25 protein-coding genes are annotated in these 26,319 nt (G+C 39.2%); 9 read left to right on the forward strand and 16 right to left on the reverse strand.

All coding sequences use genetic code 11. The features are described 5' to 3' along the window. Window positions 1–213 precede the first annotated feature (213 nt). The 8 genes from QNI22_RS02420 to QNI22_RS02455 all read right to left on the reverse strand — a co-directional run bounded on the left by QNI22_RS02420 (window position 214) and on the right by QNI22_RS02455 (window position 4,900). Window positions 214–576, reverse strand: coding sequence for a helix-turn-helix transcriptional regulator (locus QNI22_RS02420; RefSeq protein WP_314509001.1), 363 nt, complete (start codon window positions 574–576; stop codon window positions 214–216). Between the two features lie 65 nt (window positions 577–641). After that, entirely contained in the window at window positions 642–1,070 is a 429-nt protein-coding gene (locus QNI22_RS02425) for a hypothetical protein (protein ID WP_314509002.1), read from the reverse strand. Between the two features lie 102 nt (window positions 1,071–1,172). Further along, window positions 1,173–1,544 carry a PEP/pyruvate-binding domain-containing protein gene (locus QNI22_RS02430; protein WP_314509849.1) on the reverse strand — a complete coding sequence of 124 codons (372 nt, stop codon included), beginning with the start codon at window positions 1,542–1,544 and terminating at the stop codon, window positions 1,173–1,175. Then, window positions 1,496–2,344, reverse strand: coding sequence for a PEP/pyruvate-binding domain-containing protein (locus QNI22_RS02435; RefSeq protein ID WP_314509003.1), 849 nt, complete (start codon window positions 2,342–2,344; stop codon window positions 1,496–1,498). The genes QNI22_RS02430 and QNI22_RS02435 overlap by 49 nt, the downstream gene beginning before the upstream one ends. A gap of 70 nt (window positions 2,345–2,414) precedes the next feature. Beyond that, the gene (locus QNI22_RS02440; RefSeq protein ID WP_314509004.1) at window positions 2,415–2,570 is read right to left on the reverse strand and encodes a hypothetical protein; all 156 of its coding nucleotides are present in this window, start codon (window positions 2,568–2,570) and stop codon (window positions 2,415–2,417) included. A gap of 62 nt (window positions 2,571–2,632) precedes the next feature. Further along, a complete protein-coding gene (locus tag QNI22_RS02445) occupies window positions 2,633–2,803 on the reverse strand; it encodes a helix-turn-helix domain-containing protein (protein WP_314509005.1) in 171 nt (56 codons plus the stop codon). Between the two features lie 299 nt (window positions 2,804–3,102). Then, window positions 3,103–3,906, reverse strand: a complete 804-nt coding sequence (locus QNI22_RS02450) for a helix-turn-helix domain-containing protein (RefSeq protein ID WP_314509006.1) — start codon at window positions 3,904–3,906, stop codon at window positions 3,103–3,105. Window positions 3,907–3,937: 31 nt separating this feature from the next. Then, complete coding sequence (locus tag QNI22_RS02455) at window positions 3,938–4,900, reverse strand: SDR family oxidoreductase (RefSeq protein WP_314509007.1); 963 nt, start codon at window positions 4,898–4,900, stop codon at window positions 3,938–3,940. Window positions 4,901–5,372: 472 nt separating this feature from the next. On the opposite strand from QNI22_RS02455, the gene QNI22_RS02460 reads away from it, so the two are divergent. Further along, complete coding sequence (locus tag QNI22_RS02460; protein ID WP_314509008.1) at window positions 5,373–5,813, forward strand: hypothetical protein; 441 nt, start codon at window positions 5,373–5,375, stop codon at window positions 5,811–5,813. Between the two features lie 179 nt (window positions 5,814–5,992). Continuing rightward, a complete protein-coding gene (locus tag QNI22_RS02465; RefSeq protein ID WP_314509009.1) occupies window positions 5,993–6,517 on the forward strand; it encodes a hypothetical protein in 525 nt (174 codons plus the stop codon). 11 nt (window positions 6,518–6,528) lie between these two features. Here QNI22_RS02465 and QNI22_RS02470 read toward each other — a convergent pair whose 3' ends face one another. The 5 genes from QNI22_RS02470 to QNI22_RS02490 all read right to left on the reverse strand — a co-directional run bounded on the left by QNI22_RS02470 (window position 6,529) and on the right by QNI22_RS02490 (window position 9,984). Then, the gene (locus tag QNI22_RS02470; RefSeq protein WP_314509011.1) at window positions 6,529–7,479 is read right to left on the reverse strand and encodes a UbiA prenyltransferase family protein; all 951 of its coding nucleotides are present in this window, start codon (window positions 7,477–7,479) and stop codon (window positions 6,529–6,531) included. A gap of 457 nt (window positions 7,480–7,936) precedes the next feature. After that, window positions 7,937–8,326: a DUF1398 domain-containing protein gene (locus QNI22_RS02475; protein ID WP_314509012.1), complete on the reverse strand. Its 390-nt coding sequence runs from the start codon at window positions 8,324–8,326 to the stop codon at window positions 7,937–7,939. A 78-nt stretch (window positions 8,327–8,404) separates the two neighbouring features. Then, window positions 8,405–9,169, reverse strand: a complete 765-nt coding sequence (locus QNI22_RS02480) for a helix-turn-helix domain-containing protein (RefSeq protein WP_314509013.1) — start codon at window positions 9,167–9,169, stop codon at window positions 8,405–8,407. Between the two features lie 66 nt (window positions 9,170–9,235). After that, entirely contained in the window at window positions 9,236–9,739 is a 504-nt protein-coding gene (locus tag QNI22_RS02485) for a transposase (RefSeq protein WP_336620941.1), read from the reverse strand. A 17-nt stretch (window positions 9,740–9,756) separates the two neighbouring features. Further along, window positions 9,757–9,984, reverse strand: a complete 228-nt coding sequence (locus QNI22_RS02490; protein WP_314509015.1) for a hypothetical protein — start codon at window positions 9,982–9,984, stop codon at window positions 9,757–9,759. Window positions 9,985–10,389: 405 nt separating this feature from the next. Between QNI22_RS02490 and QNI22_RS02495 the strand changes: the two genes are divergently transcribed. Both QNI22_RS02495 and QNI22_RS02500 read left to right on the forward strand, forming a co-directional pair. Beyond that, the gene (locus tag QNI22_RS02495; protein WP_314509016.1) at window positions 10,390–10,911 is read left to right on the forward strand and encodes a hypothetical protein; all 522 of its coding nucleotides are present in this window, start codon (window positions 10,390–10,392) and stop codon (window positions 10,909–10,911) included. A 164-nt stretch (window positions 10,912–11,075) separates the two neighbouring features. Beyond that, window positions 11,076–11,993: a TonB family protein gene (locus tag QNI22_RS02500; RefSeq protein ID WP_314509017.1), complete on the forward strand. Its 918-nt coding sequence runs from the start codon at window positions 11,076–11,078 to the stop codon at window positions 11,991–11,993. Between the two features lie 276 nt (window positions 11,994–12,269). Here QNI22_RS02500 and QNI22_RS02505 read toward each other — a convergent pair whose 3' ends face one another. Both QNI22_RS02505 and QNI22_RS02510 read right to left on the reverse strand, forming a co-directional pair. Continuing rightward, window positions 12,270–12,734, reverse strand: coding sequence for a DUF3805 domain-containing protein (locus QNI22_RS02505; RefSeq protein ID WP_314509018.1), 465 nt, complete (start codon window positions 12,732–12,734; stop codon window positions 12,270–12,272). A gap of 563 nt (window positions 12,735–13,297) precedes the next feature. Continuing rightward, window positions 13,298–14,143 carry a chromate resistance protein ChrB domain-containing protein gene (locus QNI22_RS02510; RefSeq protein ID WP_314509019.1) on the reverse strand — a complete coding sequence of 282 codons (846 nt, stop codon included), beginning with the start codon at window positions 14,141–14,143 and terminating at the stop codon, window positions 13,298–13,300. Window positions 14,144–14,604: 461 nt separating this feature from the next. Here QNI22_RS02510 and QNI22_RS02515 point away from each other — a divergent pair, with 461 nt between their 5' ends. Then, window positions 14,605–15,429 carry a helix-turn-helix transcriptional regulator gene (locus tag QNI22_RS02515; RefSeq protein WP_314509021.1) on the forward strand — a complete coding sequence of 275 codons (825 nt, stop codon included), beginning with the start codon at window positions 14,605–14,607 and terminating at the stop codon, window positions 15,427–15,429. Between the two features lie 69 nt (window positions 15,430–15,498). Next, window positions 15,499–16,959: a nitrilase-related carbon-nitrogen hydrolase gene (locus tag QNI22_RS02520; RefSeq protein WP_314509023.1), complete on the forward strand. Its 1,461-nt coding sequence runs from the start codon at window positions 15,499–15,501 to the stop codon at window positions 16,957–16,959. A gap of 357 nt (window positions 16,960–17,316) precedes the next feature. On the opposite strand, the gene QNI22_RS02525 is transcribed toward QNI22_RS02520, so the two are convergent. After that, window positions 17,317–19,890, reverse strand: coding sequence for an ABC transporter permease (locus tag QNI22_RS02525; protein WP_314509024.1), 2,574 nt, complete (start codon window positions 19,888–19,890; stop codon window positions 17,317–17,319). A 213-nt stretch (window positions 19,891–20,103) separates the two neighbouring features. Here QNI22_RS02525 and QNI22_RS02530 point away from each other — a divergent pair, with 213 nt between their 5' ends. The 3 genes from QNI22_RS02530 to QNI22_RS02540 all read left to right on the forward strand — a co-directional run bounded on the left by QNI22_RS02530 (window position 20,104) and on the right by QNI22_RS02540 (window position 26,267). Further along, a complete protein-coding gene (locus QNI22_RS02530) occupies window positions 20,104–22,560 on the forward strand; it encodes a glycoside hydrolase family 95 protein (protein WP_314509025.1) in 2,457 nt (818 codons plus the stop codon). A 148-nt stretch (window positions 22,561–22,708) separates the two neighbouring features. Continuing rightward, window positions 22,709–24,685 carry an alpha-L-arabinofuranosidase C-terminal domain-containing protein gene (locus QNI22_RS02535; RefSeq protein WP_314509027.1) on the forward strand — a complete coding sequence of 659 codons (1,977 nt, stop codon included), beginning with the start codon at window positions 22,709–22,711 and terminating at the stop codon, window positions 24,683–24,685. A gap of 16 nt (window positions 24,686–24,701) precedes the next feature. Further along, complete coding sequence (locus QNI22_RS02540; protein ID WP_419836219.1) at window positions 24,702–26,267, forward strand: glycoside hydrolase family 43 protein; 1,566 nt, start codon at window positions 24,702–24,704, stop codon at window positions 26,265–26,267. The last annotated feature ends 52 nt before the right edge of the window (window positions 26,268–26,319 follow it).

Below are 26,319 nucleotides of genomic sequence, written 5' to 3' on the forward strand. Positions count from 1 at the left end.
GTTGATTGATTTGTGATTGAGATGGCATAACCAGAATGTTTGAAGTTGAAAGATTGCTTTCCATAAAGAATGCTGACAGAAGGATGCTTATCCCACAGGTCAGGGATACGATTGTTTTCATATAGACATAAAGTATACGTGATATATCATAAAAGTACGCCTATATGGAAAGGGTAGAGTAAGCCTATCGGTTCAATTTCTGGTTCAAAACGTTCAAAGTTGGTCCTGGTATTCTTTGGGGGTGATTCCATATATACGGCGAAAGGCTTTGGAGAAGCTGGAATGATTCTCATATCCTATTTCCAGCGATACTTCACTGGGTTTACTTTTTTTGCGGCGTAACAGATTTGCAGCCATTTCCATTTTCCGATCCAGCAACCACTTGTTAGGAGCCATATGGTAGACCTGTTCAAATATCCGTTTAAAAGTTGACAGACTCATATGACAGAGAAATACCAGTTTACTCAGCGTTATATTGGTGCTTATATTTGCTTGCATCACCTGCATTAGTTCAAAATTTCCTGATTGTTCTACTGGAACTCCAAAATGATAGGAGTCGTTGTGGTTGAGTTGCATAGAGATAAAAGAATAACTCGTGTACCTTCAATTTCATCATCTGGTTGGAAAGCGGAATGGTAGTGTCAAACAATAAGTTTGAGAGAGACTATATACTGGTTCAGATAGGCATCTTTTTCAAATAGTACATAGGGTCTTGAGTTTTCTGTCAGGGAAGTAAAGTTAATGGGATCTTTCTGTTGCTCTAAAAAATCATTCAGGACACTGTTGTCAAAAAAGATAAGAATACTATTGATGTGTCCTTTTTCTGCAAACCGTTGGGTTGTCAGATAGTTGCCCGCTGCCAGCAATAAGATTTGGTCAGGCTGTAAAGAAATCTTCTCCTGGGTGTAATGAATGATTTTTTCACCTTCCCAAATAAGGCTAATCATATTTTTTTTGAGCATGCTCCTGCCTTTTATGACAGGTACTCCAGACGAATACGGAACAATACTAATTTCTCCCTTTTCATCAGAGGGCTCGTAAAGAACATCCGGCAAAATTGTGTAATTCATAAAAGTCATCTATTCTGGTAAGGTACCATAGCTTTTGAATGTATATATTAAAACTTACCGCTCTTAAAGCTGGCAAAATTATAGGATAGGATATGTACCTTATCACAGAATTTCTATATATCCCTCTGTTCCGTTCACACGGATGCGCTGACCATCTTGGATACGTTTGGTAGCATTTACCATTACATTTCTTCTCTCAGGAGAAGCTAGTTCCTGTGTGATATCCACAAACAACCTTCCGCCAGCTACAGCCATCGGTCGGGGTGTTGTCATCTGCCAGAAAGACAATCCCAGGGGCTTCATTGGATCAGTCATCATTTGTTGGTGGCCTACTGATACATATACATGATTTTCGGAATCTGTTGCGTCAGGGATGGGAAATAAGGTAGTAATTTCCCGGCTCTGAACAATATAAAATGTATCATCTACCAGACACCATTCGATATCCTGAGGGTGGCCAAAATGGGCTTCGATCTTATGTCCGCGATATGCTCAAGCTGCAGAATGTGATCGTTCGTCAGCACTTGCTGGTTTTGGAGATCCAGCTCAATTTCCCGTTGTTTTGTACCTCCTGTTGGCAACGCATAGATAGCCAACTGCTTGTTGGATATTTTCGTGTTAGTAATCTGTCCATTACGTACCTTATATACATCTGCATTCACAAGGCCAGAGACCAGTGCCTCTCCCAGTCCGAAGCTGGCATCAATGGATACTACCTTTCTGTTGCCACTGACGGGGTTGGCAGTAACCATAATACCTGCTGCCTGTGGGAAAACCATTTTTTGGACTATTACAGAAAGATATACTGTATGGTGGTCGAACCCGTTTTGCAGGTGATAGGTAATAGCTCTCTCACTAAACAATGATGCCCAGCACTTACTGATGTGTTGTAAGATGGCCTCCTTCCCGATTATGTTCAGATAGGTATCCTGCTGACCCGCAAAAGAAGCCGTCGGTAAATCCTCTGCTGTGGCACTGGATCTAATAGCAAAGGCATTGTTTTCTCCAAACCTTGTAAGATGACGCGTAAGCCCTTCCTGAATTTTCTCCGGGATGGTTATTTCTTCGAAGGCTCTGCGAATTTCACTGCTATATTTATGGATTTGCTCCTGATCTCCCAGCTTCATAAGCGAAAGCTTAGCCAGTAATTCGCTGACCAATGGCGTTGCGTCAATAACTTTCTTGAACGCTTCTGTCGAAATACAAAAGCCGTCAAGTACACATATTCCTTCAATAAGGGAAAGTTCACCCAGATTTGCACCTTTCCCCAACAAGCAAGAACTTTGTTTTATCAATGTCCTCAAAACTAACTATATAAGAACTCATAATTTCTCCTGTTTACAATTATGGCATATTGAGTGTCTGAGTGGTTTCATTCATTACTTCAATGGTCTTCGAAAAGTAGGTTTCAATGATACCCATTTCCTCATCAGAAAATGAAGCAATGAGTTTTTCTGAATTTTCCCGGAATTCTTTATAAAGCGGTGCTAAAAGAGCCATTATATTTTCGGTGTTTGGCTCGATGAGTGCCTTCCCTCTGTCGTTTTCAGCAAATTTTCTTTTTACAGATCTTTCTTTTCAAACCTGTCTATTAAGCCTGTCACTGCACCAGTAGTGAGGCCTGTCAGCGTGGAGAACTCACCAGCTGTTATTTGCTCTTTCTCGATCAGAAAACCCAGATACTTATGATCAGTTCCTGAAAGACCTGCCTTTCGGGCAACTGCTTCGTGCATCTGAATGGAAGTTACGCATAGAGTTGACTCAGCTTTCGTACTCGTTTAGTTAGATCATTGTTCACTTTATATCTTACTAGTTAATTGTCTTAGTTGATAAGATAATATTTTTAGATGCTTCTATCCAAATATTTTTGGCAAATTTTAATTCTATGTGTCATCCGTTATGCAACAAGGTGAGGAGGCTGCTTGCAGAAGAATAGAGGAGAATTTCAGCGTTTTTGTGGCAAAATTGGATAGATGCTGGAATTAGATACTGTCCAACCAGGAAATACATTCACTAGGCAGAGAAGAGATTTTTATTGGGTACTATCGGAGTAATGAAGCAATGCGGTAGGTCTGATACCAAACTGTTTCCTAAAGGCAAAAGAGAAGTGTGAAAAGTCTTCAAAGCCTAGTTCATAATAGATATCACCCGGCTTGGCACCTTCGCTTTTGATACGGAAATAGGCTTCTTCCAGGCGTTTGCGGGTAAGCCAAGTGCCAGGAGTACTTCCAAAAATTTTCTGGAAATCTCTTTTAAACGTAGACAAGCTTCTGCCTGTCATATAGGCAAACCGGTCGAGGCTCACATTAAACCGAAAGTTGCGGTTCATAAACTCTTCCAGATCAATCTTGTCAGGTATCGCAAAGTTAAAAAGGATGTCCTTCAGTTCTGGGATGGTTTTTAATAAAATTAGAAGCAGTTCTTCCCGTTTTACATCTTCAAAGCCTTTCTCTATTTCTTCCTGTTGTGTGTAATATGGCTCAAGAGACTTTATATAACTTTGAAGTAGGGTACTATCAGGTAAGAACAAGAGTGAATTGGTATTTTGAGTGGAATATACATCAATGTCGTGCCGCTCAAGAAAATTCACCAGAAAAGGCTTTTCCAAGGTAATGACCACTTTTCTAAATACACTGTTGTTTTTGTGTTTGGTGTATCGAATGAGATGATTTTTCCGGGCGAGTAGTGGATCGCCCGGCTGTATGGTATAGGTATTTTGTCCATCATAGGCAATCATCGATCCCTCAAGCAGATACAAGAAGAAATGCTCGGTAATAAACTGCTCAGGAGAAATCTCTGGACCCAGATGACAGGAATGTATTTTATTGGAATTCACGGGTTTACATCATTATCTTTGGTAAAGATACTTAATTCATCATACTGTCCACACTAGCCAGTAAAGCTTCTTCCTTACTGCGAGGTTTCCAGTCTAGCATATCTTTGGCTTTCTGAATGGAAAGTGTAATGTAAAAATCCTGATCTGTATTTGGAAATGAAGCTACTTTTCCAGCATATTCCGGGCGTTCCTTACGGATTAGCTCGGCAACATCATAAAAGCTCATTACTCCCTCAGAAGCTGCCAGAAACCGTTGTCCTGCTGCTTGCGGATGTAACATAGCACGGATATGGATATCAGCTATATCCCGAACATCTACCACACCAAAGGTAAAGGAAGGACTGGCAGTGACTAAACCTCCAATGATACTTTTAATAACACCATCCAGCGAAGCAGAAGAGATGTCTCCGAGTATAGGTCCGAAAATACCGACCGGATTAATGACTGATAATTCCATTGCACCTCCTTCTCTCGCCATAAAATCCCAGGCTGCTTTTTCAGCTACAGTTTTGGATTTGATATAAGCCATGAGCGGAACATTGGGATCTGTCCAGTCCTCTTCTGTAAAAATGTGGTTTTTTTCCGAAATGCTATATCCAATGGCTGCAAAGGAAGAAGTAAGAACCACACGTTTCACACCTGCATTTCTGGCTGCTTTCAATACTCGTAATGAGCCTTCACGAGCAGGAATAATAAGCTCGTTTTCATCTTTCGGTTCTTCTGTTGTAAATGGAGAAGCCACATGCAATACATACTCACATCCCTTTACGGCCTCACTCCATCCGGTGTCATATAAAAGGTCGGCTTCATAAATGGATAAATTTTCAAAAGACTCTATACCGCCAGCCCTGAGAGCTTTTTCCAGTTCTTCTTTTTTACTGAGGCTACGTATGGTAGTGTTTACAGTATACCCTTGTTGTAATAATTGTAATAGAGTATGTATGCCCACAAATCCGGTGCCGCCGGTTACTAAAACTGTTTTATTGGTTTTCATAAGGTAACATTTGTTATACACTGCAAACTTCCTCATTTTAAACAAAACGGATTGTGTTTAAACGTTCAATATTACTGTGTTTAAAGGGCCATTGGTAATGTATTGGCTATCCTTCATAGATCTGTGTAATGCTAAAGTCTGTGGACTATTATATCATGTGTGGATTTCTGTTCAGATTATGACACTGTGTATTGTTCTATGCAAACAGCAAGAGGAAGAGTTTGTCTTTGGTGTTCGGGAGAAAATAATTTTTGCCCAGAGTTCACCGCAAATTTATCGGCATGTTGAATAAACCGCAAGTTTTATGTTTGACCTGAATTCACCGCAAAAATTTTCGTGCGCATAATTCTGGTCAAATCTTTTATTGTATAGAAATATGCTCATTGTAAGTGAAATTATGTAGGAATATAGTTTTTCTCGTATGGTTCGCGAGTTAGAGAAAATTGTTTGTAAATCTGAACTCAAATGGTGTATGTTAGTAATGTTTGAGTATGTATTAGCTAATAAGAAGAAAACATATCCTACACTGGATGAAGTCTTATCTATTTTTGTGGAAAATACAGGTTTACAAGTTCAGATTATTAAAACCTTTTCCAGTTCGTATAAGCTTTTACTTCCGGTTTCATCTGAGAGTATATTTCTTAAAATCGATGCAAATGAACTGCGCATCGAAAAAGGAGAGCCTGGTTTTGGCTATCTTTTCTACAGTTTCATCTATCAGGCCTTTGCGCTTACTAATCAACTGGGAGGAGGAACAGCTTTTCTACCTATTATCCGAAATACTGGAGAATGCGTCCTTTCACCAAATAATGCTGAAGAAATATTTGATTTCTTTGGATTAGACCCATACTTTGTAACCTGGGCTAAACAGCCTTATGAGGTAGCAAAAACAATGGAAGGATTTATTTGCTGATGAATAGTATTGTCTTTGCTAATTATCTGGATAAACAAAGTTACTAAGTGACTGCAGACTATCGGTTCTTAGAAACAATACATATAAGTTGTTGCTGTTAATATTACTTGTGGAAAAGTTCATCTTTCCTCTGCAACGATTTTCTTTTATCTTGTGTCTTTGTGAAAAACACATTCTCTATGTATCTTAAAGGACTTACATTACTGTTACTTGTACTTGCATTAGCTAACTGCCGAAGTGATTGTCCACCAGATGAAGAGCCTGTGATGAAGGCAACATTGCAGTGGTATGATACTACCACCCGGGAGTACAGGGATATGAGTTATTACAAGCGGATTTATGGACTCGGAGGGAATGGGAATGTAGTTGTGAGCGATAACTATGCGTATTTGCCTTTATCACTTCATGCAGATAGTGTGACGTATATTTTTGAACCCATCGACGGCCCAAACGATACATTGATTCTGTGTTATAGACGCGATTTTGGTCCCTATGAAGCAAATGAAGAACGATGTGGCTACGGTGCTGACTTTTCCGGAGGGTCTTATGTATATGGGGCCAAAGAACTAACGAGTGGTTTGAATGATACCCGTTACAGTGGCATTAGTCGAACTACTTTTGAGTATGGGGATGCTCAATATCGTGAGCGGATCAGGACTCACTCAGAGGTACGGAATATTTATGAGGTGGAGTTATATAGATAAGAAAGGGAAAATTACATTTTTCCCAACAGAGCTGCTACTACGCCACAGATGGCTTTTATAAGCAGCAATCCGTCAATAACAATCAGATAATACAAAATGGATCGGCGCTGGTGAAGTCCGTATACAGTCCAGAGAAGGGCCAGAAACGGAATCAGGTTCAATATCACCCTCATTCCTGGAAAATGACGTATATAGGCGACTACCAGAAAAGAAGCCAGCACCAGCACTGTTAAAGGAATCAGTATATAGAATAAAGTAGTTCGCAGTCCATATTGTACTACGAAGGTTTTCAACTGGTGGTTGGCATCGGATGCATAGTCTTTGATATCAAACATGATGCAGGTAAGAGAAATAAACAACCAGTTTTTGCAAAATAGCCAGACCCATATATCATTGACAGGATAGAAGGTATTGTATTCAATCTGGTAAAATAACACAGGAGCAACTGTGACCAGACCAGCCCATACCCATCCAATGATAAAGGGTTTGATCCAGCCATGTTGTCGGATGTGTAGCCGATGTCCAAATACGGGAAGCCATCCATAATATAATGCTGCCAGCAAAACAACTCCTGCTGCCATACCCAGACTGGAAAGGGGCAAGCGTAACACATTAGTCCAATGGCAAACCACAAGATAAGTACCAAGCCCTATCCCTAGTATACTAAACAGACGCTGACTGAAACGAACCCATTGCTGATGTTGTACATACCAGTTGGATCGTATGTTATCTGTATTGGAAAGGTTGCTGGTTATACAAATGGCGTTTCCTTGATAGGCATAGGTATAGTAGACAAGGGTGATTAGAAAGATACATACATAGTAGGGCAAAGGATTTAAGGGTAGCTCAAGTTGCATGTTTGCTTCTATGGAGAGAGCAACCGCATACAGTGCATAATGGTAGTTGCCAAAAAAAATGAAGTGAATGAGGTTTTGTCCTATTGATCTCTGTATTGCTAACATTTCCGGGAGTGGTGTAGCCACTTACTTCTGTTACTGTATATTCTATAATGCCGAGGGATAATTTATTAGGGGTTTAATGTATATACATTTTTCGTTCTAAGAAGGTTTTGTGCGATAAAAAATTTCTCATTCTATTGTATTTTTCTCATTTTAAGTATTGCAGAACTCAATGACACATATCTGAAACGGGACAAATAGACATGGATGTGTTGTGTATCACAAACTTTGCAACCAAAGTTTTATAAGTGTATTTATAGAGATTTCCTCAAAGCCTTTACACACCTTTGAACCATTCTAGACAGCTCCCTCTCTGATTTGCTTGTCGAAACAATCAGAAAGGGAATAGCACACAGCTATGTGCTATTCCCTTAATAGGATTTGACTGGTAGTATGACTCTCTCTGAAAAAATGGCAAATACCTTGCTAACATTTTTGAGTTGACCTACCTGTACTATTTTTATCCAGGAATTGTCTCTACCACTATTTCATTTTCTTGGGTATCATAATATGTACACGTCATTGTATCAAGGCGTACAAACCATTTTTCAATTCCTGTCTCTGCACAAACTTTGCAGAATGTATAGTAATCTGAGTGTCCCTGCTGGTGTAGCTTTAGTTCGTAACTGAATTTTTGTTTATCTGTTGTTAAGGCAATCGGTAACTTATCATACATGGGTTTGGATTGGGTTTGATAACCTTCTTTTCCGAAATAGTTGGTATGGCTATCTGTTACCCAGGTTTCGTAAGCAGTTACACCTAGTTGTTTGATTTCCTGAATATAGGCAGGGAAGTCGGCTCCACTTTTTACTTTAGTATGTGCAGATTTAACTTGTTCGACTGTAAACATGGTCTCTTTGTTTTATTGATTGAACATGTTACAAAGGTCAGACAAACAGGTATCCTGAAATTGTAAAAAATCGTTTTTCTAGAGCGTCCTTCTGAAATTTTCAGGAGTAGTTCCTGTAAATTGTCGAAAGTCTTTGATAAAATGCGACTGATCAAAAAACAGATGAGAATAGCCAATCTCTGTGAGCGACTTGGCATTATTTAGCGATTCAACAACGGCATTGAAGCGGACTATCGAAGCAAATTTCTTGGGGGTAGTGCCAACTTCTTTTCTAAAGCGTTTTTCAAGTGGACTTTGGCTGATACAGAGTTGTGTGTTTAGATCTGAGATCTTTATAGTTCCCTGTGACTGGTAAATAAGCTTCACTGCCTCCAGAACTAGTCTGTCAGGCTGGACGTCTTTGAGTTGTGATAACAGAAACTGTTCAACTATCTGTATACGTTGTGTATCTGTATGTGCCAATGCCAGCTTTTCTTCTGTTTCTGTAATGGTATACCGATTGAATATAACATCCAATGATACACTCTGCTGGAATAATTCATGAGCCGGACAATGAGTAAATGCACTAAGGCCAAACTCTGTAAAATAGACAAGAATAGTACCAATACCGGATGTATTTCTGAATAGTTTGAACCTATTCATCAGACCTGTAATACCTGCTGTGTTCAGATTGGTTTCAGTGTCTCCTTCGATAGAAAATAATTGTCCCTTATACTGAAATCCGATAACCAGACTGGTAGAAGGAAAGATTGTATAGGTGCTTTCCAAGGTGTTTTCAGACACTACAAAATACTTTATGTAGGGTTTGAGCCTGTCTGTTGGTATAACCTTGTTAAATTTCATGAGTATGCTGAACACTGATGGATGAAGAAGCTAAAGATATATGATTTTTTACACTAGCAGACAATTTTAAATAAGGTTGTTTTTAGGAACAAGTTCCACTAAATAAGATCTGAAATTAACTAGAGAGAGTAGCTTTTCTTTGACTCGATATAATCCTACAGACACAGCCCGATAAGTATTTCCATTGGCATAGCGAATCTGACCAACCGGTTCCTTTTTTTGTTGCAAAATACCTTGTTGAATGGCTTGAATATAGACCACAATCACAAATGTAATTAGTAAACTAATCTTGTGTGTGTCCTTAAAAGCTACTTGTTCCAAGTTGAATCCATTGGCCTTTAAGTGTTTAAAGCAATACTCTATTTTCCACCGTTTGCCATAATGCTTACCGACTCGTTTGTGTTTTACACGATTAGTCAACAGATAAATAAGCGCTTCATCTTTACTCTTATTCCGATATATCTCTAATCGATACTCTTGGCTTCCTAGCCTAAAGCACTTATGGGCATGGCCTTTCTTAAGTGCTTTTTTTTCTGATTTTTCATATGAATATCTTTGTAAATCAACCAGTTATGGTATATGCCTTTTTATAAGCGAATCACAAAGTCAATCTGGTTTTTACTCAAAATATCAAACCAGTCTTTGCCAATAAATTCCCGATCAGCCGTTAATAGTTTCCCTTTCAGATCAATGACGGCCAGGCTTTTGCGAACAAAGTTGATGCGTTCTTTTTCATTAAGTACGCCTTTGTGGGGATAAATCCGAAAATATACCGGAACGACTACGCCTTTTACCTCAGAGGTTAAGATCGACATATGCTAGGGATACTGACCAATTTTCTATTCGGTTGAGTCCGAAAAAATGCTCCGCTTTTCCCCTTACTAAACTTAATGCCCACACAAGCAAATCGATAAATAAGCAAAGATCCATAGCGCTCAAAAATGCGAAGCAAGAGTTTATATGTGTATGGCACGATACATCTGTCTTTCCTGTTAATAGGGAAAGCTCATCTTTGATTTTATATAAGCTTACACCTCGAACTGAAAGAATGCCACTTAAGAGCAATTCCACATTTTTTTAAGTAGATTTTGGGTATTTCCCTTCCAATCGACTAAGTTGGAATAATAGAGTCATCAGGAGTTTTTTGTTTGTTTAACCACTGCAAATTTCTCCTTTTTGACTTTTTTTACCCCTTTTTACATTTTGTCTAGTAGTATAAAATGAAAGATAAATACTTTCAGGTATGTCCTTCTGTGAACCGAATGGATTTGACCATATGGGATGCAGATCATAATTTGATAACAGAGCTAAGATATGATTATGGTACCTCAATAGGTATTGTTAATTTGGATGAGCAGGAATATTCATTTCAAAAGAAATCAAGAACAATAACCAATTTGTTGTGTAATCAATCAGTTAGTAGTGAGATACATTTTGTCTTTGACTATCCTTGGGAACGGTTTGCACATTTTCGGATGAATAATGAAACATTTATTTTAAAATATACCTTTTCTGGGGCAGGGATACGACTAGTAAAAGCTAATTCTTCTCTTGTTTTAATGATGAAATGGAAGTTATATGCAGAAGGAAAGGACAACTGGTTCATTCGTTTCTTTTTCAGAAAACGATATTATCTGGTTCAGATCGTAGATAAAACTATGGATAGATCTCAAATACTTCCATTGGTACTAATCTGTGCATATTGTATGCAGGTGTTCCTTCATGTATATTCTGATGAATGAAATTGAGACGGATCTTGAATCAGAAATTTTTCTTTTGATATATAGAACTGCCTCTGATTTTAAGATACTACATTCTTCTGTTGGGAATATCTATTTTATTATAACAAACTTTAGAACTTTATATATATTTAAGCATCTACACTATATACTCAATTCATAAATTTATGATATTCCTCAAAGAGGTTTGGTTACTTTTATGGTTATTCTTTATCTATACAACCGTTTTTGCACAATCCTACCCAACAAAACTGATAGCTCAGCTGGATACTATAATACAGGCAGATCAGCAGTATCGTAGTGTGGCAGCAAGGCAGTCCGCCAAAACTCCAGAAGAAGAAGCAATTCAGATGCAGAAACAAGGTGCTATTGACATTCTCAATATGGCTAAAATAGATAAGATCATTGCTGAATATGGGTATCCAGGAAAATCACTGGTAGGAGAGAAGTACCAATCTGTAGCTTTGATGGTGATTCAACACAATGATCCGGCAGCCAGGGAAAAGTATCTGCCTTTATTGATAGAGGCGGCAGGTAAAGGAGAGGTAAATGCATCATCCGTTGCGATAGTGATAGATCGTGCTAAAATAGATAAGGGAGAAAAACAAATTTATGGTTCGCAGTTGAATGAAACTAAACAGGGTATGAAACTGATGCCTATCGAAGACGAGCCTAATGTAAATGTACGTCGGGCAAAAGTAGGTTTGCCACCATTGGAAGTGTACCTCAAGCAATGGAATATTAATTACAAGCTCCCCACTACAACCAATCCTAATCCGACTGACTGGTATTATGTACCTGAAGCTCGTTCAGAGTCAGCTGTAGAACTCATAGGTGGCAATAAGGCTCTATACAGCAAACTCCTCTATCCGGCTAAGGCAAAAGAGAATAATATTTCCGGTTTTGTGACAATAGAGTTAACAATTGACAAAAATGGAATGCCTAAAAATCCAATAGTAGTTAAATCATTGGGCTACGGTTGTGACGAAGAAGCTCTTCGGATAATCAAAGAAGCCCGGTTTACCAATACCTCAGGGGAGGAGGCAGAAATGCGTATTCAGTTACCCTTTCCTTATGTCAAATAAGAGTAATGTCGTGACTGACTTTTTAGTATTGGCTTTCAGCCAATACTATCAGGATAGTGCTTTTGTTCTGAGAGATTTTTGGGTAGAATTAATGTAATTCTACTTTTAAGCTAGATTTTCAAGAGCATTATCAATATCAGAGAGATAAATCTGATCTGGTATCTCAACCTACCCATCATTTAATTGAGAATGAAACACCCTACATTCAGTATCATGGTATGAATGTAGGGTGCTTATCTCAATAATAGTATTTCCAGTGAATAAAATCTCTGAATATTAAGCCGCATTCAGCTTTTCCACAGACTGTTTCATGCGGATACTTTGGAGGATATTTTGAACAGTTTCCAGATCTGTTGAGTGTTGTTCGCATTTTTCTTGTTTGTGATCAACTGTAAATGTGCAGATAAACAGATTGTTACCTATACCTGTAATCCAGTAATATACAAACAGATCTCCATCATCCTGCTGAATATTTTTTCGGAAATGAGCACAGTCAAAATCGCCTAGCTGGATACGATTGGCTCCCTCGTTTTTTAGTACCTCATCCTGAATAAAAATAGAGGCAATGTCTTTGCTGGGGTTTCTACGTCTGGCTAAACGGAAAGGAATAATACGCAGATTACCAGTCCAAGAATTAGTATCAAAGAAGGCATAGGCACCATCTTCACCACAATCGTATTCTTCCCAGGAAACAGGAAGTTCCATGCTAAACCATCCATTTTCTGATGTGTAGGTCTTCATTGTAATGTATGCTGAGTTTATAAGTGATACATATACTCCTTGTTCACAATGGATTAGATACTTTGAATTTCCAAAGTATGAGATAGCAGACAGGCTATTTTCTGAAAGAAAGTTAGGAAATATATATAAAATATAAAAGAAATTATTGAATTTTTTGTGGTGGTATTGATAAGAGTGATGCGGATAGTTGCTTTACAGACCATTGCTTTATACAAAAGATGGCTGGTAGAGGATTAGTTTTGTGGTTATAGGGTATATAACAGATGCTGAGAAGCTTACTTTGGGATAAAGTTCAATATAGTGGCTAATAGAGTAATATAGGTTTCTGAGAACTTTCTATGTATCGCTCTATCTGTAGTAAAAAGCAGTCCCTTTGAAGAAGTGTAGTATGTTCTTACTTCCAGAATTTGGTACCTATTAAAAGTAAGGCTGACAAACTTTTATTTTTGTAATCAGAGCGGAGCAGATCTGATAAGTAGATATACCAAATTCTGTACTCCAAACCAACTTACTTCCTTCTATTCTGTAACAGAGGAGTAAAGTAGTAAACCTATAAAAAAATCTTACTTTTTATTGATTCTTTTCCGATATTCGGCTGGACTCTGATCTGTATATTTTCTGAAAATGCGTGTAAAATGGCTTTGATCCGAAAATCCAGTCAGATAAGCAATCTCAGCAAGAGAATGAGAGGAGCCTTGTAGCAAATCCATTGCCTTTTCAATCCGTAGTTTACGGATATACTCGCCAAAAGACAGATTGTTAAAATATTTAGAAAACTCACGCGATAAATAAGCCGGATGAATATTGAGTCCTTCGGAAATCTCTTTCAGGCTTAAACTCAAATTTGTATCAATCTGATCCTGGATAATTTCCTTTAGTTCTTTTGCCCATCCTGGCATTTTACCTGGATGTGATTTTTTTTCGTTCAGATAAGTATTGAATACCTGTAAAAAAAGTCGCTCGGTAGGAGATTGCGTATGTTTTTCTTTCTGTAAGTGTTTGGCCCAACTATAAAGTGAATCATAGATCAGCATTCCCTTTTCCAACAACTCATAGTCATCTGTAATATTAAACGCTAGTCCTGCCGAAATGGCCCATAAGCCTGATGCCTGAGCTGCGAGGGTATGATCATCTGTATCGGCTCCCCGAATAATAGGTGCAATGCTATGTAAAGCAGGGTCGGTAAGCTTGTATTTACTCAGAAAATAATCAAAGGTGCACTGGTCCTGGTAATGGGTAAACTCTGCTTCGGGAATGTCAAATGGAGTCGCATTCAGGTCTTGTGCCATTGTCTGAATTTGTTCATACGGAACAAAAATGAATTCAGCCTCCGGATCAATGAATCGCCTGATTAACCAAGGACAAGCTATACGATCTATTTTGGGGCGTTCACGGGTAATCCATTTCATATAATTTTACATTGGGTAGTAAGAAGTATCATTCTTCCAGAGGTCTTAAAGCTTTTTAAGTACTGGACTCATTCCATTTCCATAGCGTTCTAAGGTTTCAAAGGAAGTTTGTCCGCAAAGGTAAAGCCTTTCCCTAAACCTTACCAATACACCAGGGTGAAAAAGCAGGTTATTCGTTTTGTTAATGAAGCATAGATATTTGATTAAATAAGAGAAAGGACATAAAGTACTGGGATCAGTATTGGTAGTATATTCGTAGTTTGATAGTCACAATGCCAAAAAATATTGCATAGGAAGTATAGAATCAAATTAATCGTATAGAATGGTCTCTGTTTTTGTGGAATTTTGTGCATATTCCAATGTCAGCATTTGTCAAAGAACATACCATATAAGTGGACATCTAGTGCTACCCGTTCTGTCTGAAAAGAGTTATGCAAAATAATCTTATACAAATACACTGTATGCTTTCCTATATACAATATCAACCTTCTTCACTACTTGCCAGGTACATCGAATGCTACTGGATATTTAAGGTTCCTTTGATGGCTGCTTCGGTCGTTGAACGACTCATACCAGGCGGGAGAGTTGAATTGATGATTAATCTGGGACATTCCATGCATTTTCTGGCCAACGATAAGCTGGAACAGGGCGATCTGATTGATCAGGTACACGTTATGGGTCAGAGGAACCGGATTTATTATGCAAAATCAAGTGGGGAAATGTATATGTTGGGTGCTCGTTTTAAGCCGGGAGGGATTCATGCATTCACCAGATTACCTGCCAGTGAGTTGCTTAATCAGGTGATTTCTGCGGAAGACGTGTTGGGAGGTACACTCAAAGGGTGGAAGAACAGGTTACGAGAAAAGAAAACAGATGCAGAACAAATAGCATTATTGGATCTATTAATGCAGCAACTGGTTCAATATACTACTACTGAATGGAATGACTGTACTAAGATTATTGATATAATTCGTCAGGATAATGTACTATCTGTCAATGAATTATGTGACGAGAATGAGTCATACTACAAAAAGCTGGAAAGGAGTTTTCTGAAATATGTAGGCTATACACCAAAACATTATTACCGTATTGTTCGCTTTAACAAAGCCCTCCGGCAGATGCAATTTAACCAGAAGTCTCTCACTGCGATTTCGCATGATTGCGATTATTATGATCAGTCGCACTTTATCAAAGACTTTCGGCAATTTACTGGAACTACTCCCCGCCAGTTTCAGTCCGAAACTCATCATATTGCTGATTTTCTAATTAGCCAGCAACCTGTCTAAAATTTACAATTTTCTTTGTGTAAGGCACATTAGTTTTGACAACCGCTTAAACAACCTGTTTTTTCTGTCATGCTCTCTGTCAAAACACCAGTTACCCGTTTATCTTTTAGCTTACCCGTGATGGTTCTGGGGACTCTTATTTCCGGACTATGCTGGTATGTATCCTGTGGATTGTCTGGTGAGTATGGGTGGCTTCTCTGGATAGCGCCTGTACCAGTGTTGATTCTTTCATTTCAGACAAGTAAAGGAACTACTTTTCTGATAGCATTCACTGCCTATTTGATAGGAAGACTTAGCTGGTTTTCCTATCTGGAATCTGTGGCTACATTGATACCTGCCATTATTTTTACACTTTTATTTCCATTGGCTTTTGCTTGTATCATACTTATAAGCAGAATTATTGTGCTTCAGATAGGCTCCTGGTATACACTATTTGCCTTTCCTGTGTTTTTTACCACATTTGAGTTTTTATTTTCGATTTCTTCACCTCATGGAACAGCTGGAAGCATAGCCTATTCACAGATGAATATGCTACCACTTATTCAAATTGCTTCAGTTACTGGCATGTTGGGTATTACATTCTTTGTGACCTGTGTTCCTTCTGCCATAGCTGTAGGTTGGTTATATCATAAAGAGAAAGTTCAATTCAGATATATACTCAGTTTTTTAACTTTGCTTATTATCTCTGTTTTAGGATTTGGTGAGTTCCGATTGATCAGCATTCCCAGAACTCCTAAATTCAAAGCAGGATTGGTGTCATTGGATGAGAAATACCATTACGAACCGGGTCGGGTAGAGGCATCAAAAGAAATTAAGGCAGTTGAAAACTATGTTTTTCATATAGCAGAACTTGCCAGACAAGGTGCTCACATGATCGTATTACCAGAAAGAGCGATTAACATTCATACAGAAACCAATGCTGAGATACTGAGTCTCTTACAAGATGCTGCCAGACAAAATCAGGTGGGGCTGGTGATCGGATACACCAATCTGGTGCAAAAGCCTGAGACTAATGCCGCCTTAATTATTGATGTGACAGGCAATCTACTGAATCAGTACAACAAAGTTCATTTAATACCAGGGTTAGAAGGCCAGTTTATGCCTGGGAAAAATCCAGCTATTGTCAACTTTATGAGTAATCAGACTGGTATGGCTATATGTAAGGATCTCGATTTTACCAGATATATCCGAAAGTATGGGGTTGCTGGCATCTCTGTGTTATTTGTACCTGCATGGGATTTTACAGTAGATGATTGGCTTCATAGTCGAATGGCTATTTTGAGAAGCGTAGAAAATGGCTTTTCTCAGGTTCGGGCTGCACGTAAAGGAAGATTAACGATCAATGACGCTTATGGTAGGGTTACCAGTGAAGCAAATTGTGCCGATGGCCAGCAGGCTTTGCTGATAGGATCAGTTTCTATAGTAAGAATCCATACACTATATAGTCGGTTTGGAGAATGGTTTGGGGTGTTAAATGTGTTGGCTGTGATAGGGTTTATTTCTATCTATATGTATAGACGAAAGAGGTAGATCATTGTTTTTATGTAGAAGTATTTTGTTCTAATTCAGTACCACCCTTACCATCTGTAATAGAAGTCGCCAATTTCCAACTCTTGCCATCTGAAGAAATCAGTACATCCTATTTTTTGGCATAGGAAGCTTCCCATAAAATCTGAATTCCTTCCATCGTATATTGTTTTTAAAGGTCCGGAAGCACAAACCTATGAACATCTGTAAAAGAAAACAAAAGGCTACTACCGAGAAGAAAAATGATACGGATCTTCGTTTCTGGTAGCTTACCTTTTGATAACAACTTAATGAATATGAGCATTTTCCAGGATTTCTTTATGTTGGTTTAACATGTAGCCAACTACCCTAACAAAATATCTACTCAGTTTTTAGGGCCTTGACTGGGTTGGCCAGTGCTGCTTTTACAGATTGCAGGCTGATAGTTACTACGGCAATTACAAGAGCCAGTAAACCTGCCAAAGCAAAAATCCACCACTGGACAGATATATGGTAAGCGAAATTTTGCAACCACTGGTGTACACTATACCAGGCTATAGGAATGGCTATGGCAAAAGCGATACCTACCAACAATACAAAATCCAGTGATAACATGATAACAATAGTTCTAACAGATGCTCCTAATACTTTTCGGATGCTAATCTCCTTTATTTTACTTTCCGCAGTATAGGCTGCCAATCCAAATAGTCCCAGACAGGAAATAAAAATAGCCAGAAAGCTGAAGCAGTTGCCTAGTTTGCTTACTATCTGCTCACTTTTGTAAAGATTAGTATATTCCTGATCTGAAAACTGATAGGTAAATGGAAAATTAGTATTCAGACTTTTGTGTAATTTCTCCAAACCTGTAAGAACATCCGGAGTTTTGCCTGCTTCTACGCGTATCAGAATAGTTCCCCAGCGCATATGCTTATCCAGGCGCATTACAAGTGGATCAATAGTTTGATAGACAGAGTTGAAATGAAAATCCTTCAACACTCCGATGATTGTACCTTTATGAGAACCCCACCACAATGGCTGACCTATCGGATTTTGATAGCCCAGTTTTTGTAAGGCTGTTTCATTAATAAGATAGCTCACGGAATCTGTTCCAAAGTCCTTTGAGAAGTCACGACCTTCTTTTAACTGAAGTTTCATGGTTTCAACAAAGTCATACCCAACCGGTGTGTCTGAGAATGGAATAGTCAGATTCGGATCTTTGCCAGGCCAGCTAATATCTGTAGTATGATGTTCCATTACAGTAGGTGATTGGTGCATACGTGAAATACTCAATATCCCAGGTAGCTTGCTGGCTTCGGTTTTAAACAAATCATATTTCTGTATCAGTTCGCCCTCCATTGGAATATACAGAAGATTTTCTCTGTCATACCCCAGATTTAAGTGCTGGATATAGTTTAACTGGCGATGCATGACAATCATACCTATGATAAGCAGAATCGAAAGCGTAAACTGAAAGACAACTAGTCCTTTACGAAACAGGAATGATCCTGTATCAAATTTGAGCGTTCCTTTTAAAACACGTACTGGATTAAAAGAAGACAGAAAAAGGGCAGGATAACTACCTGCTATAGCTCCTGTAATAAATATAACTCCCAATAACGTAGTCCAGAAAAGAGGCTGAGCCAATGGAAGTGACAAGTGTTTGCTGGTAAGTGTGCTGAAAACAGGTAAGAGAATCATTACCAGGAAGAGTGCCAGTACCCCTGCTGTTATAGTTAATACCATACTTTCACTCAGAAACTGGATTATCAGAGAGGGGCGAAGTGCACCAATTACCTTACGAATACCTACTTCTTTAGCGCGTTTGGCTGAACGGGCTGTTGCTAGATTCATTAAGTTAATACACGCTATCAACAGAATGAAAAAAGCCACAAAACTGAAAATACGCACATATTCAATACGTCCACCATTTAACTGGCCATTTTTAAATACGGAATGCAGATATCTTTCGGAATAGGGTTGCAAACCAAGTTCTACCCGGAGTCCTTTTCGTTTTTCGGTGTATTGGTAAACAAAATCCTTGATTTTGGTTTCTACTTTATCCGGGTCTATTTCTGGTCGTAGTTGAATAAAGGTAGATGGACTGGTATTCGTCCAGTTGTGTACCCATTTATTTTCTTTTATGTAGGCTGTCCAACTTCTGAGAAAATCGAATTGTATGGATGATTGTGATGGAATGTTTTCAAAAACAGCAGTAACCAAAAGATCTTCCTTATTTTCAAAGCGAATAGGTTTTCCAATTGCTTGTTCAGGATTTCCAAAAAACTGTTCCGCCATCCGTCTGGAAATGGCAATACTACCTGGATCATTCAAAGCTGATACTATTGTTCCCTGAAGCAATGGATAACTAAACATGCTAAAAAAGTCAGACCCAGCAAACGAGCCTTCCATTTTTTGTATAGTATTGCCTGATTCTAAAGTAAATGTACGTACTTCTTCCATTCCTGTTGCAGATTGTATTTCTGGAATCACCTTTTTGAGTTCTTCTGCCAGTAAACCCTGTGTAAGATAGGAAGCTTCTGTTTTATCGACATAATATTGACGTTCAAATACCTGGTAGAGCTGGCTTTCATTTGCATGAAAGGCATCCATATCCAGCTCGTCCTTTACCCATAAGGCAATCATCAGACTACATGCCAAGCCAAAAGCTAGTCCCAGAATATTGATAGCCGAATAAGCTTTGTTGCGTACAAGGCTTCTAAAAGCGATTTTGAGATAGTTACGTAGCATAGTTGTAAAGGTAAAATGGATGCTATATTTAGAAATTGCCAGATGGTATTTTCTAAATTGCTTGATTGTCAGTCGCATCCATAAATGGTGGATACTAAGAAATTGGTTGAAATTGTTGCTCAAATCCTTTGCCAATACGCGTGCTTTGTTTGTAATTGGTTGATTGTTAGTAGATTGCGTATAGTCGTCAATAAATAGGATGTTCAAAGTCGGACACTTTGTGTTCATTTATGGGTAAAGGTGTTAAGTTTCTAATTTGTTATTTAAATAGTATTGTTTAGGATAATTCGTAGTTTTATTCAGGTGAAATAGTATATTTGCGAACCGCGGTTTTATGTGTCATTTGTACATGTGAAATTGTGTAAAAATGACACATTTGTGATTGTTTGTCTCATACTATCTACCTATCAGAACCATTTTATGAAACAACTACTTATTACCCTTCTATTTTTTACAATGACAAGTGGATTCTCACAACAATCGGGCTTAACTCTCTGGTATAAACAACCTTCGGGTGATGTTTGGGAAAATGCACTACCAATTGGGAATGGAAGGCTGGGAGGGATGGTATATGGAAATGTTCCGAAGGAAATTATTCAACTTAATGAGCATACCGTATGGAGTGGCAGTCCTAATCGCAATGATAATCCAGATGCGCTGGCTTCATTGCCTGAGGTAAGAAAGCTGATTTTTGAAGGACATTACAAGGAGGCAGAGAAACTTACCAATCAATCAATTTTAACCAAAAAGTCGCATGGACAAAAGTTTCAACCTGTAGGCAATCTGGAACTAACTTTCAATGGGCATGACAACTATACTAATTATTACCGGGAACTCGATATTAGTCGGGCAGTAACAAAAACTTCCTATACAGTAGGCGGAATTACCTATACACGAGAAACATTCGCCTCATTTCCGGATAGAGTGATTGTGATGCAACTGACAGCCAGTAAACCAGGCAGTCTTTCATTTTCGGCAGCCTATGCCTGCCCTCACAAAAGTTCGTCTGTGGTTACTACTGCATCCAACGATCTGGAACTTACCGGCGTTACCAGTGATCATGAAGGGGTAAAAGGTATGGTTAAGTTTAAAGGAATAACCCGAATTAAACTAAATGGTGGAACCCTTGCCAAAACAGATAGCTCTCTGATTATACAAGGTGCTAATTCAGCTACTCTTTTTATTTCTATTGGTACAAATTTCAACAATTATAAGGATCTGAGTGGAAATGAATCTAGACGGGTTGAAACCTATATCAATCAGGCTTATTCCAAATCGTTTGCCTCGTTAGTAAAAGCACATGTAGTTGCATACCAACAGTTGTTTAATCGGGTAAAACTGGATCTAGGGCCCTCCAAGGATAGTCAGGTTCCAACAGATGAACAGCTTAAGAATTTTCGGAATACCAACGAACCCGCGTTGGTTGTGTTGTATTACCAGTATGGACGCTACCTGCTTATTTCTTCCTCGCAACCGGGTGGACAACCTGCGAACCTTCAAGGGATTTGGAACAACAAAATGAGTCCCCCTTGGGATAGCAAATACACCATTAATATCAATACCGAGATGAACTACTGGCCAGCTGAGAAGACCAACCTGACTGAGCTACATGACCCTTTATTTCAACTGGTGAAAGAACTATCTGAAACAGGACAGGAAACTGCCCGTGTAATGTATGGTGCCAGAGGATGGATGGCCCATCATAATACCGATATCTGGCGAATCAACGGTCCGGTAGATGGTGCTTTCTGGGGCGTCTGGAATGCTGGAGGTGGCTGGTTGAGTCAACATCTCTGGGAGCATTATCTGTATACTGGGGATAAGGCGTTTCTGGAGTCCGTTTATCCTATTTTAAGAGGGGCATCTTTGTTTTATGTGGATTTTTTAGTGGAACACCCTAAATACCACTGGCTGGTGGTGGCTCCGGCTAATTCACCAGAAAATGCACCAAAAGCGCATGAAGGATCATCACTGGATGCAGGTACGACAATGGATAATCAGATTGTGTATGATGTGTTTAGTTCCACTATTCGTGCTGCCGAGATTCTAAATAAAGATGCTTCTTTTATAGACACATTGAAACAGAAACGCGGTCGTCTGGCCCCAATGCATATTGGTCAACACAACCAGCTACAAGAGTGGCTGGATGATGTAGATGATCCCAACGATCATCATCGCCATATTTCTCATTTGTATGGCTTGTTTCCATCCAATCAGATCTCACCTTACCGGACACCTGAATTATTTGCTGCAGCCCGTAATACACTTACACAACGAGGCGATGTCTCTACAGGCTGGAGTATGGGATGGAAAATAAACTGGTGGGCTAAAATGCTGGATGGTAACCATGCCTACAAACTGATTCAAAATCAGCTTACGCCACTGGGAGTTAATCCGGATGGTGGCGGAACATATACTAATCTGTTTGATGCTCATCCGCCTTTTCAGATTGACGGCAATTTTGGTTGTACCTCTGGTATTACCGAGATGCTGATGCAAAGTTCAGATGGAACTGTGCATCTATTGCCTGCTTTACCTGATGCCTGGCCAGGTGGTACTGTAAGTGGACTGAAAGCCAGGGGTGGTTTTGAGATTGTAAACATGGAGTGGAAGGATACCAAATTAGTAAAACTAGTAGTAAAGTCAATTCTGGGAGGAAACCTTCGTTTGCGGGTGCCTAATGAATTAAAGTTGAATAATGGAACGGGTTTAAATCAGGCTACAGGTAAGAATCCGAATGTGTTTTATCAGACGGAAGACACTCCTGCACCGATTGTTTCACCTAAGTCGACTATTGCACCACTTGCCTTAAAAGAAACTGTGTTATATGATTTGCCTACACAGAAAGGAGGGATCTATACACTGGTGAGTAAGTAACCTGTATTCTCAAATACTAAATGTAATGATCTTATAAATACATCTGTTTTATCTAATGAAAAGCCACTTATTTACTTTTACAATGAGAATAATACCCGAATCCTGCAAAAGCAGAACAAGCAAAAAGAGTAGAAGACTTGTACTGAGTATGATTGTGTATTTGGCTGTTTCCCTGACTGTATTAGCACAGTCTGCCAGACAACAAACCACATCCACAGGAAAGAAAATCAGTCCTACTTTATTCGGGTTGTTTTTTGAAGACATCAATTATGCTGCAGATGGCGGACTCTATGCCGAAATGATACAAAATCGTTCGTTTGAATACAGTCCGGCAGACCGTAGAGAGTGGCATTCGCTTACCAGTTGGGAATATATTACGCCTGTGTTTTCCTACGGTTCACTGAATGTAGAAACCAATAAGCCTATTCACCCAAACAATCCTCATTATGCTGTACTGACTATCGAACATGTAGGACAGCCAGGTGTAGGAGAGAATAGTAAGATTCCCGAAAACAAAGGTGTACCAGGTGTTGGAATCAAAAATCGTGGGTATGATCATATGGTTGTAAAAGCTGGAGAAAAGTATGCATTCTCTCTGTTTGCCTGCCAGTTATCAGCAACTCCGGTTGCACTTACCGTAAGTCTGCAGGACCCCAGAGGAAAAATACTGTCGGAAAGTAAGCTGACTGTTAATTCAAAAGATTGGAATAAATATACTGCTACTCTTACAGCTTCTGAACGAAGTGATAGCACATCTCTTGTTATTTTGGGTACTACGCAAGGAAAAGTAGGGATAGATATAGTTTCTCTTTTTCCGGAAAATACCTTCAAAAATCGTCAGAACGGACTTCGGGCTGATCTCGCTCAACTGCTTGCTGATATGAAGCCAGCCTTCATTCGTTTTCCGGGTGGTTGTCTGGCTCATGGAGATGGACTGGGAAATATGTATCGCTGGAAAAATACTATAGGGCCTATTGAACAACGGGTTGAACAACGAAATATCTGGGGGTATCATCAGACAGCTGGTTTGGGGTATTATGAATATTTTCAGTTTTGTGAAGACATTGGGGCAAAGCCACTCCCTGTATTGCCTGCTGCAGTCAGTTGTCAGAATTCTGGTGGTACATGGCGTATTGGAGGTACAGGCCAGAAAGCAATACCTATGGATGAAATGAAGGATTACATTCAGGAAGTGCTGGATCTGATTGAGTGGGCGAATGGGTCTGTTTCGTCTACCTGGGGAGCTAAACGGGCCGCTGCAGGTCATCCCAAACCTTTCAATCTGGAATTTGTCGGTATTGGAAATGAAGACAAGATCACGCCTGAGTTTGAAGAACGATTTAAGTTGATTTATGATGCTGTGAAAGCCAAACATCCTGAAATCACTGTTATTGGAACTGTTGGACCATTTCCGGATGGAGAAGACTTTACCAAAGGCTGGAAATATGCCAATAACCTGACTGTACCTATGGTAGACGAGCATTATTACCAGCAACCTGACTGGTTTGTCAGGAATCAGTACCGTTATGATGCATATGATAGAAAACAATCCCATGTATATCTGGGAGAATATGCTTCCTGGGGGAATAAGCTGAAAAATGCAATATCCGAAGCAATCTATATGACAGCTCTGGAACGAAATGGCGATGTAGTGGATATGGCCTCATACGCACCTTTGCTGGCTAAGAAAAATCATACTCAGTGGAAGACAGACATGATCTTCTTTGATAATGAAAAGGTTTGTTTGACTCCTAACTACTATGTGCAAAAACTTTTTACGGCTAACCAAGGCGACTACTATTATGATAAGATCGTTTCTAAAAACAGCAAAGATTCTACTTTGGCAGCTTCCTGTGTGAAAGATAGTAAAACAGGGGATATTATTCTCAAACTTGTAAATGGCGGAACTGCTTCTCAATCTATGAAGATAGACCTTTCAGCCTTTAAAAAGCTGGCTTCACAGGCAGAGCAGGTTGTGATCGCAGGTAGTGCAGAGGCTGAGAATACACTGGAAAATCCCCAGGCTATTGCTCCTGTACAATCTAAGATCAAGGTAAGCAAGTCTTTTCAATACAATGCACCTGCTATGTCACTAACTGTTATTCGAATCAAAACACAAAGCTGAGTCTTACCGAAAAATGATGAACAAATTTTTAGTTGTACTCTTTTTGCTTGTTTCACTTGGAGTAGTTGCTCAAACGAAGCAGGCTCACAACCCCATCTTGTTTGCAGATGTTCCGGATATGGCTATTCTTCGTGTAGGGAATACGTATTACATGAGTAGTACTACCATGCATATGAGTCCGGGTGTGCCAATTATGAAATCCACCGATTTAGTCAACTGGCAACTGGTCAGTTATGCTTACCAGACCCTAGCTGATATGGATGAATTAAATCTTACGAATGGAAAAAGTACGTATGGTCGTGGTTCATGGGCAAGTAGTTTGCGATACCATAAAGGAACTTACTATGTTACGACATTTGCGCAAACTACTGGAAAGACCTATATCTTTACGACAAAAGATATAGAGAAAGGTCCCTGGAAAGTAGCTTCTTTTGCTCCTTCCTATCATGATCACTCTTTGTTCTTTGATGATGATGGTCGTGTCTATCTGCTTTATGGAGGTGGCAAACTGCGACTGGTAGAACTCAATGCAGATGCTTCGGGTGTAAAGCCCGGAACAACCGAACTGGTTGTTATTGAAAATGCAAGTGCCCCAGCCGGAGAGACTATTGGTTTGCCTTCCGAAGGGTCACAACTATTCAAGGTCAACGGGAAATATTATCTGTTTAATATCACCTGGCCCAAGGGAGGAATGCGAACCGTTGTTATTCATCGGGCAGATAAGATTACAGGACCTTATGAAGGACGAGTAGGCTTACAGGATTTGGGAGTAGCTCAGGGAGGGTTGATTGATACACCGGATGGCAAATGGTATTCCTACCTCTTTCGTGATTTTGGTGCTGTAGGACGTATTCCATATTTGGTTCCTGTCACATGGGAAAATGGCTGGCCTGTGTTGGGAGACAATGGTAAAGTACCTGAGGTTCTTGACCTACCTGCCAATAAGAGCTTAATTCCAGGTATTGTAGCATCGGACGATTTTACACGTAAAAAAGGTGAGCCTGCATTACCATTGGTATGGCAATGGAACCATAATCCGGATAATACACTGTGGTCTGTCACGGAACATAACGGCTATCTGCGACTTAAAACGGGACGTATTGATTCTTCTTTTCTCTTGGCCAGAAACACACTGACACAACGAACCATTGGACCAGAATGTGCTGGTTCTACAAAGTTGGATGTCACTCAAATGAGAGAAGGAGACTTTGCCGGATTGAGTCTGCTACAGAAGAACTATGGTTTGGTAGGAGTTAAGGTTAAAGATGGAAAGAAAGAAATTGTTATGATTAATGCAGAATCTGGAAAGCCTGTTGAGCAACAAAGTATTCCACTTTTACAAAATACTATCTATCTGAAAGCTGATTGTAACTTTATCAACATGACTGATAGTGCACAATTTTATTATAGTCTGGATGGAAAGTTATGGAAGAAAATCGGACAACCACTAAATATGAAATATACACTTCCTCATTTTATGGGATATAGGTTTGGCTTGTTTAATTACGCTACCCGAATAACGGGGGGATATGCTGATTTTGATTATTTCCATATTGAGAATCAGATTGCAAAACATAATTAATACTTCAATTTTATTGAGGGAAATAAAAACATAAGTAGATGGAAGTTGCTTA

Source organism: Xanthocytophaga agilis, assembly GCF_030068605.1.
Taxonomy (GTDB): Bacteria; Bacteroidota; Bacteroidia; order Cytophagales; family 172606-1; genus Xanthocytophaga; species Xanthocytophaga agilis.